The 13,319-nt window shown below is 66.9% G+C and carries 10 protein-coding genes and 1 tRNA gene; 4 read left to right on the forward strand and 7 right to left on the reverse strand.

Going from position 1 to position 13,319, the window contains the following annotated elements; genetic code table 11:
- Positions 1-10 precede the first annotated feature (10 nt).
- The 5 genes from WC326_02115 to WC326_02135 form a co-directional block, all read right to left on the reverse strand.
- Entirely contained in the window at positions 11-709 is a 699-nt protein-coding gene (locus tag WC326_02115; GenBank protein ID MFA7329846.1) for a sigma-70 family RNA polymerase sigma factor, read from the reverse strand.
- Positions 710-1,750: 1,041 nt separating this feature from the next.
- Complete coding sequence (locus WC326_02120) at positions 1,751-2,869, reverse strand: Fic/DOC family N-terminal domain-containing protein (protein MFA7329847.1); 1,119 nt, start codon at positions 2,867-2,869, stop codon at positions 1,751-1,753.
- A 351-nt stretch (positions 2,870-3,220) separates the two neighbouring features.
- Positions 3,221-3,293: transfer RNA gene (locus tag WC326_02125), tRNA-Lys, on the reverse strand.
- Between the two features lie 100 nt (positions 3,294-3,393).
- Positions 3,394-4,242 carry a hypothetical protein gene (locus WC326_02130; GenBank protein ID MFA7329848.1) on the reverse strand — a complete coding sequence of 283 codons (849 nt, stop codon included), beginning with the start codon at positions 4,240-4,242 and terminating at the stop codon, positions 3,394-3,396.
- A 42-nt stretch (positions 4,243-4,284) separates the two neighbouring features.
- On the reverse strand, positions 4,285-6,825 hold the full coding sequence (locus WC326_02135; protein MFA7329849.1) for an adenosylcobalamin-dependent ribonucleoside-diphosphate reductase: 2,541 nt from the start codon (positions 6,823-6,825) through the stop codon (positions 4,285-4,287).
- A 549-nt stretch (positions 6,826-7,374) separates the two neighbouring features.
- Here WC326_02135 and WC326_02140 point away from each other — a divergent pair.
- From WC326_02140 to WC326_02155, 4 genes are read left to right on the forward strand one after another with little or no spacing between them, the layout of a single operon-like run.
- Positions 7,375-8,043: a succinate dehydrogenase cytochrome b subunit gene (locus tag WC326_02140; GenBank protein MFA7329850.1), complete on the forward strand. Its 669-nt coding sequence runs from the start codon at positions 7,375-7,377 to the stop codon at positions 8,041-8,043.
- Between the two features lie 22 nt (positions 8,044-8,065).
- Positions 8,066-9,982, forward strand: a complete 1,917-nt coding sequence (locus WC326_02145) for a fumarate reductase/succinate dehydrogenase flavoprotein subunit (protein MFA7329851.1) — start codon at positions 8,066-8,068, stop codon at positions 9,980-9,982.
- Positions 9,979-10,728, forward strand: a complete 750-nt coding sequence (locus WC326_02150; GenBank protein ID MFA7329852.1) for a succinate dehydrogenase/fumarate reductase iron-sulfur subunit — start codon at positions 9,979-9,981, stop codon at positions 10,726-10,728. The genes WC326_02145 and WC326_02150 overlap by 4 nt, the downstream gene beginning before the upstream one ends.
- Before the next feature lie 45 nt (positions 10,729-10,773).
- Positions 10,774-11,076 (forward strand): hypothetical protein, encoded by a 303-nt coding sequence (locus WC326_02155; protein MFA7329853.1) that lies wholly within the window; start codon positions 10,774-10,776, stop codon positions 11,074-11,076.
- 106 nt (positions 11,077-11,182) lie between these two features.
- On the opposite strand, the gene WC326_02160 is transcribed toward WC326_02155, so the two are convergent.
- Positions 11,183-12,487 carry a glycosyl hydrolase 53 family protein gene (locus WC326_02160; GenBank protein ID MFA7329854.1) on the reverse strand — a complete coding sequence of 435 codons (1,305 nt, stop codon included), beginning with the start codon at positions 12,485-12,487 and terminating at the stop codon, positions 11,183-11,185.
- Between the two features lie 48 nt (positions 12,488-12,535).
- Positions 12,536-13,315 (reverse strand): hypothetical protein, encoded by a 780-nt coding sequence (locus tag WC326_02165; protein ID MFA7329855.1) that lies wholly within the window; start codon positions 13,313-13,315, stop codon positions 12,536-12,538.
- Positions 13,316-13,319: the final 4 nt, after the last annotated feature.

Here is a 13,319-nt window from a genome sequence, read left to right on the forward strand (position 1 = left end):
GGGACAGGGGTCAGAGATTTTTCTTCAGGCGGCCCAGAAGGCGCTGGTGCCGCTTCTTGATGGTTTCGTGGGGGACCTGCCACTGGTCGGCCAGCTCGGCCATGTTGTAGCCGTAGACGTAGAGGCTGATCAGCAGGGTGCGGTCGGCATCGGTGATGGGCATGTCGTTGATCTGGGCCAGCAGTGCCTCGTAGCCGTCCACGCGTTCGTCCGGGGCGCGGTCTTCCTGGACTACGTCGTTCTCCACGAATTCGATGTCCTCTGCCTGCTGATAGTCGCGGATTCCCAGAAGGACCATGAGGCGCCTGCGGGCATCGTCTACTATCCGCTTCTCCAGGTAGGCGTCCGCCAGTCGCTCGGTGGACATGCCCTGCAGCACCTCCAGGAACGCCAGCACCACCGTGCTCTCGGTCTCGGCCGGCGGGGTCCCGTGCGGGGAGTAGCGCCTGGCCAAGGCCTGCAGCGCCGGGGCGTAGCTGACCAAAAGCCAGAGCTGGATGCTCTGCCGTTCCGGCGGCGAGGCCTGCAGGTGCCGGATGGCTGCCGACAGGGCCGCCTGGCGCTCGCCGTGGCGGTCCTTGGCCCGTGGGCCCAGGAGTTCCAGGAAGTCGCCCAGCGCGGGCGGCAGGGCCGTTTCCCGGGCTGCCAGGGTCTGGTAGTCGGAGATGGATTGGGGGGTGTGGGCGTCGGTGCGTTTGGTGGGCAGCATGGCCGCTCCAGCGCTGGGTCAGCGCCGGCGCGGGTCGCCAGGCAGGCATGATCAGGGCCCGGGCGCAGGGTGCGGCCGGGGCTGACGGGTGAAAGGCGTGGGCAGAGTCCACCCAGGCAGCCCATGGGCATGGACCACCCGGCCCGCGGGATTGGCGCGGGCATGGCTTGGGCATGGAGAGCCCCTGGGCTGGACACGCCTGATTGGCCCGGGGATCAATCCGGGCGGTTGGGTGTCAGCCCTGGGCTAGGCGATGTGGATCGGGTTCGACCTGCGGACGGAGGAGTGGGTCAGTAGCCGGCAGGCGGCTTTGCGGTTGGCGATTGTGCGAGGCGTCGTCATCGAGAACTCCTAAGCAGCTGTGCGTGCGGGAGGTCCCAATATCGAGTTGGGGTGCCCACGCCGTGATACAAAAAGAGCCGAAACCAAGCTGTCGATACGCCCTGCTTAGGAGAGGCGCCGGGGCTCTCACGAGCACCCGCAACTTGGTTCCGGCCAATGCCCGGCCGATGTCCGGCCAATGCCAAGATTACAAGTTGAGGGGGGTCGAGGAAGGGCCCTGGATGTCCTTCTCCAGGAGCGTTGGGTCCATGTTGGGGGTAGGTGTCGGGGAAGTCAAGTTAGTCGAGAAACACAGAGGTCGGAATTCTAGCACGAAGGAGAATTTTCTTGATGCATTCTGCGAGGACAGCTACTCTCGTCCATGCAATGTCCTGCATCCAGTAGGAGGAATCATGGCTCGATGCACGAGAACATGGGGTCTGGAAGTCCATCACATTAGACGAGATGGAGGAAATTCCATCGAAAACGCGGAAGTACTTTGTCAATCTTGCCACAAAGCTACATCCACGTATGGCGTTGTTGGCTCCAGCCCACCCCCATTTGACCAATCCACAAAGGATCGAGCACTTCGAGCTGCCGGAAACCGGTGTCAATGTACTCGCGTCGGTGGTTGCCACTAGCTAGGTCGTCATCCTGGCTGGCTGGAGGAACACGACCGGTGCGGATCCGCTCGAACTACATGCTGTATTGGCTAAAGTGTTACACTCGAATTCGCCGCATGAGTGGTTCAAAACGTAACAGAGCCGCCTTCTGCCCGGCTGATTCTTGCACGGTCTCCAGCAGGCCTTCTTTCAATAGTACACGCGAGAAGCGGGAGGCTGTGGCGGAAGGAATCCCTGCGTGCTGAGTGAAGCGGCTGTTGCGGAAGACTGGCCAAGTGAAGACAAAGTCGAGTGCTTGCTGGGCAAATTTCGAGGCCAGCACCTGTTGAAAGCGTAGTTTCATTTCTTCGTAGAGGCTGCGAATTGATTCGGCACTCTCCAGGTTGTGCAATGCCTGCTGGCGAACAGCCTCCAGAAAGAAGCAGCACCAATCCTCCCACTGACCGCTGCGCGAAACCTCCCGCATTTGATGCAAGTAGACATCCTTGTGATCTTCCAAGTAGCGACTGATATAGAAGTGGGGCGCGGCAATGCTACCATCGGCCCACAGCATAAGCGTTATCAACATACGGCCTACCCGGCCGTTGCCATCTTCGAAGGGGTGCAGGGCTTCGAATTCCAGATGACACAGGGCCGCTCGTAGCAGGATTGGTCGCTGTTTGTCTTGCATAACGTGTAACATCTGATCCAGCCCCACCAGCAGCACCTCCGGTGCAATCGGCACGAACTCCACCCGCCCACTGCCCCGCTCACCGATGTAGTTCTGCTGGGTCTTGAATTTCCCCGGCGACTTACCGGCACCCCGCCCAATGGAAAGCAACTGCTGATGCATGCTGCGGATCAGGCTTGCGGAAAGTGGATAGCCTTCTGCCATTTGTTGCTGAGCGGCCCTGAGTGTGCGCTGGTACAGGATCGTCTCCAACGCCTCCGATCGGGTCTCTCCCGATGTGGATTCGGGATCTAGCTCGGCGTCCAGTTGCAGTATCTCGTCCATGGTGCTGATGGTGCCTTCCATTCGCGAGGAGATGACGGCTTCCTGGTTGCGCAGCGGCGCCAGAAATATCTCGCTGTTGTGCATCCCCTTCAGCATTTGGTCGTACCGTGCCAGTGCATCAGTTGCCTGCAGCAGACTTGGCAGAATCACCGGTAGGTCAAGCTTCACAGGGGGGAACTGCCCCGTGTGGTAATGAACGGCGTCGTCCGTATTCAGTTGCATGTTGGCATTCCCACCCTTGGCGAAGTTGACGTGAACGCGTGCAAGGTAAGTGCTGTTGTTGTGAAGATTTTGAAAAATCTGACGAACAAATCAAAGCGAGATGCATGCGTGTACGACAACCATGAGACTGGTGGGAGTAACAAGAAATGGCTCACTCGTCGCCCGCTCCAGCTTGCCCTAACTGGGTCCAGCGCCAGCCTGGCACAGATCTCCGTCGTCACGTTAGTCTCGTGGCCCAGGACTTCCGACCGGATTGCATGGGAGAGCATGCTTTGGCGAGCACATGGGACCGGCATGGGACCGACCAAAAAGAAAGGGTCCCGTTTGTGGCGGAACCCTTTGATGCTCAAATGCTCCAACAGGGACTTGAACCCCGAACCAACTGATTAAGAGTCAGCTGCTCTACCGATTGAGCTATTGGAGCTTCGGAGGCCCAAAGAGTAGCGTCCATGGGCCGGGATGTCAAGGCTGGGGCGCTTTTTTCTGGCCCCAGGTCGGGCGATTCGGTCCTGGGAGCTCCCGGGCTACTTGTCACACTTGCTGTAGCCGCAGCTCAGGCAGCTGTCGCAGCCGTTCTCCAGCTTCAGCGTGCGCTGGTTGCACTCCGGACAGAACTTGAACTGGGCGTTCTGTTCGGGTTGTTGGCGGCTGGTGCCGCGGGTTGGGCCGCCGGCCGGGCTCAGGCCGGGGCCGGCGGGCTGGCCGAACTCCAGCTCCGCGCCGGGAAAGGCCGTGGCGGCCTCCAGGCTCACTGTGGCGCCCGGGCTGGTGTCCTCGGCCGGGTGGCCGGGAGTCGGGTGGCCCGCGTAGTCCGCCAGCTGGGGACGCAGGATGCCCACGTCGTAGAAGAAGCGCTCGATCACCTCCGCCACCTCGGCGTAGAAGCTGAGCATGTAGCGCCCGTTCTTGTAGACGCCGCCCGCCGGGTCGTGGATGCCGCGCAGCTCCTCCAGGATGAAGGCGGGATCCGTGCTCTTGCGGAAGAGCGCGCTGATCAGCCGGGTGAGAATGGCGTACTCGGGGCTGCGCGTGAGATCCTTGGAGTTGAAGAAGATCTCGATGGGCCGGCGCTGGCCGCCCTGCTCGATCCAACCCAGGGTGATGTAGACGTTGTGGCGCACGAAACCCGAGCGCAGGCGATAGACCCGCGCCTCCACCACGTCCGGACGCTCGAGGATCTCGTCCCCGCGCAGGGCCAGCACGCCCTGGGCGGCGGCTTCCGGCAGCGCGGGCGCGGCCGGCGGAACCAGCGGCGGCTGGGGGGCGGCGGGAGCGGGGGTCGGCAGGACGGGCGTGGACGCCAGCGGAGCCAGCGGCGGGGCCTCGGCCAGGATTTCCTCGAGCTGCGGCTGACTGTCCTTGAAGCTGATCATCGGCGGAATTCTCCTTATCCCCACGCGGCGGGTTCCGGTCCTTTAGGCTTCCATCTCCTGGAAGGCCGACCCGTCCAGCACCTTTTCCAGGCTTAAGGTGGAATACTTGAAGACGTGCCAGGGCGTGGTCAGGACGCCGTCCCCCAGCCGCAGCACCTCATCGCCGGCGAACTCGCGCAGCGTGCCGCCGCCGTCCGTGGCGCGGAAGCGCTTCTTGCAGAACTGCTGGAACTCGCTCTCCTTGCCCTCCACCGAGAGGATAGGCACGCGGCTGCCGTCCCGGTAGACCGTGACGCCCTTCAGACCCTTGCGCCAGGCGTCCAGGTAAATGTCGCCGATCAGTTCCGGGTGCACGTCCTCGGGCAGGTTGATGGTGCTGCTGATGCTGTGGTCCACGTAGCGCTGCACGCGGCCCTGGATGTCCACCCGGCGCGCCGCGTTGATGCGGTGGGCCGTGCGGAAGAAGAAGGCCGGCAGCAGGGTCTCCAGATCCTCGGCGCACGCGGCCTCCTCGGTCAGGCCGTGCTGGTCGATCCAGGCCTGGACGGTGGCGTGGAAGACCTTGAAGAACTGGTTGTCCAGGCTCTCCGAGCGCCGCGTGTAATACAAGGCGAAGACCGGCTCGATGCCGCCGGAGACGCCGATGTAGTTCTTGCGCCCGTGCTGGTAGCCCAGCACGATGTTGCTGATGGTGCCCGTGGGCGCGATGCTGGTGATGGCGATGTTGCGCAGGCCGTCCCGGCGGATCTGCTCGCGGGTCTCGTCCTCCAGGGCCTCGCGCACGAAGGGGCAGCGCAGGTAGTCGTCGGCGTTGAAGATCGGGCTGGGGCCCTTCTCCCGGGCCAGGCGGCTGCTGGCGGAGAAGGAGGCGTTGGTGATGCGCTTCATCACCGTGGCCACCAGCTCGATGCCCTCGTCCGTGTCGTAACCCAGGCCGAGCTGGAAGAGCATGTCGGCCACGCCCATCAGCCCCAGGCCGAGGCGGCGGGTCTCGCTGGCGGCCGTGCGCTGCTTGGGCAGGGCGTTGAGGCGCTCGTTCCAGGTGACCACGTTGTCCAGGAAGCGAACCAGCACGGCGGAGGACTGCTCGAGCTGCTCCCAGTCCACGCGGGCCCGCTCCGTGTAGGGTTCCAGCACGAAGCGCGAGAGGTTCAGGCTGCCCAGGTTGCAGGCGCCGCCGTCCTCCAGGGGCACTTCGGCGCAGGGGTTGGTGCTGATCACCGGCCGGCCCACGTAGTTGCTCGGGCTGAAGCGGCTCATGGTGGTCCAGAAGATCAGGCCGGGCTCCGCCGTGCGGTAGTTGCCCTCCACGAAGAGGTCCCAGATCTCGCGGGCCTTGACCAAGCGGCGGATCTCCCCCACCACCGGGCTGGCGTAGTAGAGCAGGAAGTCGCCGCTCTCGCGCAGGGCCCACTCCTCGTCCTTCTCCAGGCTCTCCAGCAGGTCCGCCTGGGGCGCCAGCCGCGGGGCCACCAGGTAATCGCCGAAGACGTCGCGGCGGGTGGGATCGCGCAGCTCGTCGGCCGTGACCGTGCGGCCCGTCTCCTCGTGCAGCCAGAGGTTCAGCGCCTCCAGGCTCTCGAAGACGTGCTCCAGCTGGTAGCGGCTGATCTCCTTGGACGGGATGCCGGCGCTGTAGTGCAGGCGGCCGTCTTGCGGCGCGTGCTGGACGCGCTCGCGGCCCAGCTTGCGGTAGGCCAGCAGCCGCGTGGCGCCGTACTTTTTCTGCTCCTCCACGGCGGACATGAACTCGTCCGAGGCCTTGATGGAGATGTTGGCAAAGCGCACCTGGGTGTTCTCCGCCACCTGGCGGCCCACCTCCTTCAACTGCTCGGGGTTGAAGAGGCCGCTCCACGAGCACTGGCGCACGATCTGCTCGGTGACCCAGTTGGGGTCCTTCTTCACGCGGATGAAGTCCATCACGTCGGGGTGCTTGACGTCCACGGTGAGCATCAGCGCGCCGCGCCGGCCGCTCTGGCCGATGAGCCCGGTGGTCTGGCTGAACAGCTCCATGAAGGAGACGGCGCCGGTGGAGCAGTCCGCCGCGTTGTGCACGACCGAGTTGCGCGGCCTGAGCGGCGTGATGTCCACGCCGATCCCGCCGCCGTAGCTGTAGGTGCGCGCGCACTGGAAGGCCGTCTCGTAGAGGCTCTCGATGGAGTCCTCGTCGATGCGGCTGACGAAGCAGTTGGCCAGGGTCTTCAGGCGGTAGAGGTCGCCCGCGCCGGCCAGCACGCGGCCGCCGGGGATGAAGCGGCCCTCGAAGAGCTCGGTGTAGAAGCGCGCGCCCCAGTCCTGCATGGAGGGCCGGTCCGCCTCCGCGGCTCCGATGAAGGCCGCCACGCGCTGGAAGACGTCCTCGGGCCGAAACTCCACGGGCTGGTTTTCCAGGTCCTTGACGTAGTACTTGCCCGCATAGATGGTGCGGGCCAGCTCGTTCCCTCCCAGGTAGTCCTCGTGCTCGGACAGGGCGCCCGTGTCACGAAGCTGCCCCAGATGCTTCCAGACGGCCTCGTAGTCGCGCACTCCGCGCTCGCCGATGCAGCTTCTGAGTTTGCCCTGATGAGAGAACATGGGGTTCATGCGGGCCTCGCGTGCTTGAAAACAGTGGTGTCGGTTTGTCGCCGACGGGATCTTCCCCGCACCGACCGGACAGAGCCCGCGCGCCCCCCATCGGGCCGGTTCGCGCAAGGGTTGTGGGGTTGTGCATCAGCGACCGGGGCGGCGCTGCAAGTGCGCGCCAGGACCTGGGTCCTTGGCCTTGTCAGTCATGGGCCTGACCACCAGATGTGCCCCGTTAGGCGACCCCATGATACCACATGTAGTGGCCGTGCCGCAAGCGCAGATCCTCATCCCGTTCTGACAATTTTCAATCCCGATGATGGACAGGCGTCTCTTGGCCGAGAATTTTCCCGCCGTGGCCGGACCTGGAACGGAGCAAAGCTGGGGCGGGGCTGGGACAATTCCGCCGTCCACCCGGCGGGGAATTGGTTCACTCTTTGGATGGAGTTGCCTACCTTCAACTGTCAAGCATTTGTCAGGCTCCGCCGGTCCACTGCCGGCCGCGGGGAGCCCTTCCGGCAGCCACCAGCAGCCGGAGTCCAGCATCCATCCAGCCAGGGAGGCCACCGCATGAGCCTGCTCCAGTTGTTGTTCGGAAACTCCATCGGGAAAAAACTGGTGATGGCGGGCAGCGGCCTGCTGTTGCTGGTCTTCCTGCTCGGGCACCTGCTGGGGAATCTCCAGCTCTTCGCCGGGCCGGAGGCGCTCAACCACTACGCCCACCTGCTGCACTCCAAGCCCGCCCTGGTCTGGGCCGCGCGCCTGGGCCTGCTGGTGCTCTTCGGCGTGCACATGGTCACCAGCGTGCTGCTGACCCTGGAGAACCGCGCCGCGCGCCCCGTGGCCTACCACCGCGAGGACACGCACAAGGCCAGCCTGGCCGCGCGCACGATGATCTGGAGCGGCCTGACCGTGGGCGCCTTCCTGGTCTACCACATCCTGCACCTGACGGCGCGGGTGACCGGCCCCGTCCACCACATGACCGCCGGCGGACCGGACGTCTACGCCAACGTGGTGGCCAGCTTCCAGGACCCGGCCATCGCCGGCTTCTACCTGCTGGCCCAGATCCTGCTCTTCTTCCACCTCACCCATGCCTTCCAGAGCGCGTTCCAGACGCTGGGCTGGAACAACCGGCACTACACGCCGGCGGTGGAGAAGGTGGGCGTGGCCTACGCCCTGCTGATCTGCGGCGGCAACTGCGCCCTGGTGCTGTCCGTGCTGACGGGCTGCGTGCGCTGAGCGGAAGAGGAAAGGAAGACCGATGCAATTGGACGCGAAAATCCCCGCCGGGCCCATCGAGAAGAAGTGGGACACCCGGAGTTTCGAGAACAAGCTGGTCAACCCCGCCAACCGGCGGAAGTATCACGTGCTGGTGGTGGGCAGCGGGTTGGCGGGCGGCGCGGCCGCGGCCAGCCTGGGCGAATTGGGCTACCGCGTGAGCGTGTTCTGCTACCAGGATTCCACCCGCCGCGCGCACTCCATCGCCGCCCAAGGCGGGATCAACGCCGCCAAGAACTACATGGGCGACGGCGACAGCATCCACCGCCTGTTCTACGACACGGTGAAGGGCGGCGACTACCGGGCCCGCGAGGCCAACGTCTACCGGCTGGCCCAGGTCTCCAACGACATCATCGACCAGTGCGTGGCCCAGGGCGTGCCCTTCGCCCGGGACTACGGCGGCCTGCTGGACAACCGCTCCTTCGGCGGCGCCCAGGTCAGCCGCACCTTCTACGCCCGCGGCCAGACGGGCCAGCAGCTGCTGCTGGGCGCCTACAGCGCGCTGATGCGCCAGGTGGGCGCGGGCACGGTCAAGCAGTACACGCGCACGGAGATGCTCGACCTGATCGTCATCGACGGCCGGGCGCGGGGCATTGTGACACGCGACATGGTGACGGGCCAGGTCCGCTGCGTGCTGGCCGACGCCGTGGTGCTGGCCACGGGCGGCTACGGCAACGTGTTCTTCCTCTCCACCAACGCCATGGGCTGCAACGTGACGGCCGCCTTCCGCGCCTGGAAGCGCGGCGCGGGTTTCGCCAACCCCTGCTTCACGCAGATCCACCCCACCTGCATCCCCGTGGCGGGCGACTACCAGAGCAAGCTCACGCTCATGAGCGAATCGCTGCGCAACGACGGGCGGATCTGGGTTCCCAAGGCCGTGGGGGACAAGCGCGCGCCGGGGAGCATCCCCGAGGAAGAGCGCGACTACTACCTGGAGCGCCGCTATCCGGCCTTCGGCAACCTGGTGCCCCGGGACGTGGCCAGCCGCGCGGCCAAGCAGGTCTGCGACGAACAACGCGGCGTGGGCGAGTTCGGGCTGGGCGTCTACCTGGACTTCGAGGACTCGATCAAACGCCTGGGCCGCAAGATCATCGAGGAGCGCTACGGCAACCTCTTCCAGATGTATGAGAAGATCACGGGCGAGGATCCCTACACGGTGCCCATGCGCATCTTCCCCGCCGTGCACTACACCATGGGCGGGCTGTGGGTGGACTACAACCTGGAGAGCACCATCCCGGGCCTGTTCGTCGCCGGCGAGGCCAACTTCAGCGACCACGGCGCCAACCGCCTGGGCGCCAGCGCGCTGATGCAGGGGCTGGCGGACGGCTACTACGTCATCCCGCCCTCCATCGGGCACTACTTGGGCACGGTGCGCAGCCTGCCTGCGGCGGACGAGAACCACCCCGCCTGCCGCGACGCCGAGCGCGCGGTGACGGAGCGCATCGGGCAGCTGCTGTCCATCCAGGGCAAGCGGACAGTGGACGACTTCCACAAGGCGCTGGGCCGCATCATGTGGGACAAGTGCGGCATGGGCCGCACGGAGGCGGGGTTGACCCAGGCGCTGGAGGAGATCCCCAAACTGCGCGCCGAGTTCTGGAAGGACGTGCGCGTCCCCGGCTCGGCCCCCAGCCTCAACCAGAGCCTGGAGAAGGCCGGGCGCGTGGCGGACTTTTTGGAGCACGGCGAGCTGATGGTGCGCGACGCCCTGGAGCGGCGCGAATCCTGCGGCGGGCACTTCCGCGAGGAGAGCCAGACCGAGGAGGGCGAGGCCCTGCGCGACGACGAGAAATTCGCCCACGCGGCGGTCTGGGAATGGAAGGGCGAGGGGCAGAGCCCCGCGCTGCACAAGGAGGAGCTGGCCTTCGAGCACTGCCTCCCCAGCCAGAGGAGCTACAAGTGAAACTCACCCTCAAAGTCTGGCGCCAGGCCTCGAAGGAGGCCAAGGGACGGATCGAGAGCCTCGAGACGCCCGAGATCAGTTCGCACATGTCCTTCCTGGAGATGCTGGACGTGGTCAACGAGTCGCTGGAGCGCGCGGGCAAGGAGCCCGTGGCCTTCGACCACGACTGCCGGGAAGGGATCTGCGGCACCTGCTCGCTGATGATCAACGGCCAGGCCCACGGCCCCTGGGCGGGCACCACGGCCTGCCAGCTGCACATGCGCGAGTTCAAGGACGGCGACGTGATCGTCATCGAGCCCTGGCGGGCCCGGGCCTTCCCCGTGCTGCGGGACCTGATCGTCGACCGCTCGGCCTTCGACCGCGTGTTGCAGGCCGGCGGCTACGTCAGCGTCAACACCAGCGCGCCCCAGGACGCCAACGCCCTGCCCATCCGGCGCGCGGACGCCGAGGCGGCCATGGACGCGGCGGCCTGCATCGGCTGCGGGGCCTGCGTGGCCAGTTGCAAGAACGCCAGCGCCATGCTCTTCGTCAGCGCAAAGGTGAGCCAGTACGCGCACCTGCCCCAGGGCCAGCCGGAGCGCATGCGCCGGGTGCGGGCGATGGTGGAGGCCATGGATGCCGAGGGCTTCGGCAACTGCACCAACCTCTACGAGTGCGAGGCCGCCTGCCCCAAGGAGATCAAGATCACCAACATCGCGCTCATGAATCGCGACTGGCGCAAGAGCCTGTGCGAGGAGGAACTCTAGACGGGCTGAAGCGGTGTGCGCACCCCGGGAGGAGGGAAACCGGACTTGCTCGAACTCCTTCTGCCCCTGCTGCTGGTCTGGGTCTGTCTACGGGTGGCCCGGCACAGCCAGCGCGCCTGGGTGGCCGCCCTGCTCTATGGCGCGGGGACCTTCCTGATCTGGTGGGGCCTGGCCGGCGAGCCGCCCGGGCTGATCCTGCTGATCAGCGCGGCTCTGCTGCTGACGCACTGGGGACTGTTCGCCGTCGCCATCCGTTGGGAGGACACCTTCCTGTGGTGGCTGGCCGTGGCCGCCATGTATCTCCTGCTGAGCTGGCCCCTGGTGTTGAGCCTGGCGTGGCGGGAGTGACGATGGTCCCTGGTCCGCCACGATCGTCGTCGGATTCGCGCCCTCCTTCACCCCAATCCATCCAAGAGCCGGGCACGCCCGGCTCTTCCTTTTCCAGCGACCACCCTCAGGGCGTTGGCGCCAGGCTGCGCAGCCGCAGGAAGCCCGTCCCTTCCAGCGGGGGCGACTCCCAACCACAGCAGCCCAGGCTGTCCGTCGGGCTCCAGGGGCCCTGCGGAGCCGCGGCCGCCTCCAGCAGGAAGTGGTCCACGCCGGGCACGGGCTCCCAGTCCAGCCGCAAGCGGGCCGAACCCAGCGGCCGGATCTCCAGCCGTGGCACACCCGGATCCAGCTGGGCGGGCAGGCCCAGGGCGGGCAAGGCCTGGCCGCCAAAATCAAACCAGGCCAGGTTCTCCACGGCGCTGCCTGCGCCGGGGGCGGCGATCCAGGCGGGCTCCCAGCCCAGCAGGGCGTGGCCCAACCCGTCGGGCACGGCGGCCAGCCGCTCCCGCAGCATGGCCAGGAAGGCCCGCTGGCCCGCCGGCGTGGCGGGGAAGCCCGGCACAAGCTGGTTCTCCATCCCCACCAGGTTGTGGGTGTCGTCGTCCCAGCCCAGGGTGAAAGGATAGGCCGTCTCGACGATGAACAGGTCGCGGCCATAGCGCTGAGCCAGGCTGTTCAACGTAAGCTGCAGCTGTTCGGGCGGGCCGTGCCACCAGGGATAGTAGCTCAGCGCAATACCTTCGAAGTCTGGACCGTCGGTTGTGGACATGCTGTCCAACCAGCGCCGGCAGCCCGCCTCCCAGCCGCTGTTGGCTAGATGGAGCAGCCGGCCCGGCGGCGCAGCGGCGCCCGGGAAGGCCTCGTCGACGCCCTGGGAGGCGGCCTGCAGTAGGCCGCGCAGCGCGCTCCACTGGGTGGGCGTGTCCCAGGCGCCGTCCACGCGGCCGACAGGCCAGAGCAGGCCGCCGTCGATCTCGTTGCCCAGCTGCACCCAGCCCGGGGCGCAGTCCGCCGCGGCGAAGCGCTCCAGCACGCGGCGCGTGTAGCCGCGCACGCTGTCCCGCAGGGCGGGCAGCGCCAGACCCTGCCAGGCGGCGGGCGGTTCCTGGTGGCCGGGATCGGCCCACGTGTCGCTGTAGTGGAAATCCAGCAGCAGGTCCAGCCCCGCCGCGCGCCCGCGCCGGGCCAGGGCCAGGGTGGAATCCAGGCCCTGCCAAGGCTCCTGGGGCGTGTGCCAGAGCCGCAGGCGCAGCAGACCCCAGCCCTGGTCGGCCATGGCGTCCAGGGGATCCACCGCCGCGCCGTCCCGGGTCCAGACGGCCCCCGCCGCCTGCAGGCGCGGCAGGCTGGAGAGGTCGGCGCCCCACTGCACGGCGACGGCCCGGCTGACGAGCCAGCCGCAAGCCAGCAGGCGCAGGAATCCGTTCATCCATTCCTCCGCTGGAAAGAAAACGCGGCGGGCGGGCGGCCCGGCCGCTCAGGGGATGGCGATGTCCACGACCTCCAGCGGCGTGCAGGGCACCTGCTGGATCCACTGGGCTTCGCGCAGGTCCGCGTGCAGCAGATAGATCTCGCCCGTGGGACTCAGGCCGTAGATCCGCGCGCGCCCGGCGCTGGTGTCCAAGCCCGCCAGCTCGGGCGTGCCGAACAGTTCGTGGGCCAGGGCCAGCCCCTCCTCCAGCTCCAGCCAGGCCAGCACGCCCTGCTGGCCCTGCCGGCGCCAGGCCAGCAGCGTGCCCGCGGGCAGCAGCTCGCCGTTGGCGGTCTCCACGGCCTCGGGCAGCCAGGCCAGCCCGCTCCAGCCGCCCTCGGGCTGCAGGGTCCAGGTCTGGGACCAGCTGCCGTCCTCCGGGTCCACGCGCACGACGCGCGTGCCCTCGTCCAGCAGGTAGACGCGGTTGCCCGGAGTGACGGTGAGGGCCAGGGGGTTGGTGATCATCGGCAGGTCGATGAGCCGGGTGATCCGGCCGTCGGAGGGTTGCACCTCCACCAGCCTGCGCTGGAGCACGTCCACGGCCAGCAGGCGCTCCTCGCCGTCCAGCGCGATGGGCCCCAGCTGCTCCGTCAGATAGCCGCGGGTCTGGCAGTCGGGCTCCGCCAACGCGAGGGAGATCAGGGACTGGCTCTGCTGCTCCACCAGCCAGAGCTGGTCCTCCACCCGGATGGGCTCCTCGTCGCAGCCCCCCAACAGGGCGAGCAGTGGCAGGCCCAAGGCGCGGCGCAGGAGGAGGCGGGCGGCGGTCCCTGGGCGGCTCATGACC

Source organism: Candidatus Delongbacteria bacterium (genome assembly GCA_041675285.1).
Lineage (GTDB): Bacteria > CAIWAD01 > CAIWAD01 > CAIWAD01 > CAIWAD01 > CAIWAD01.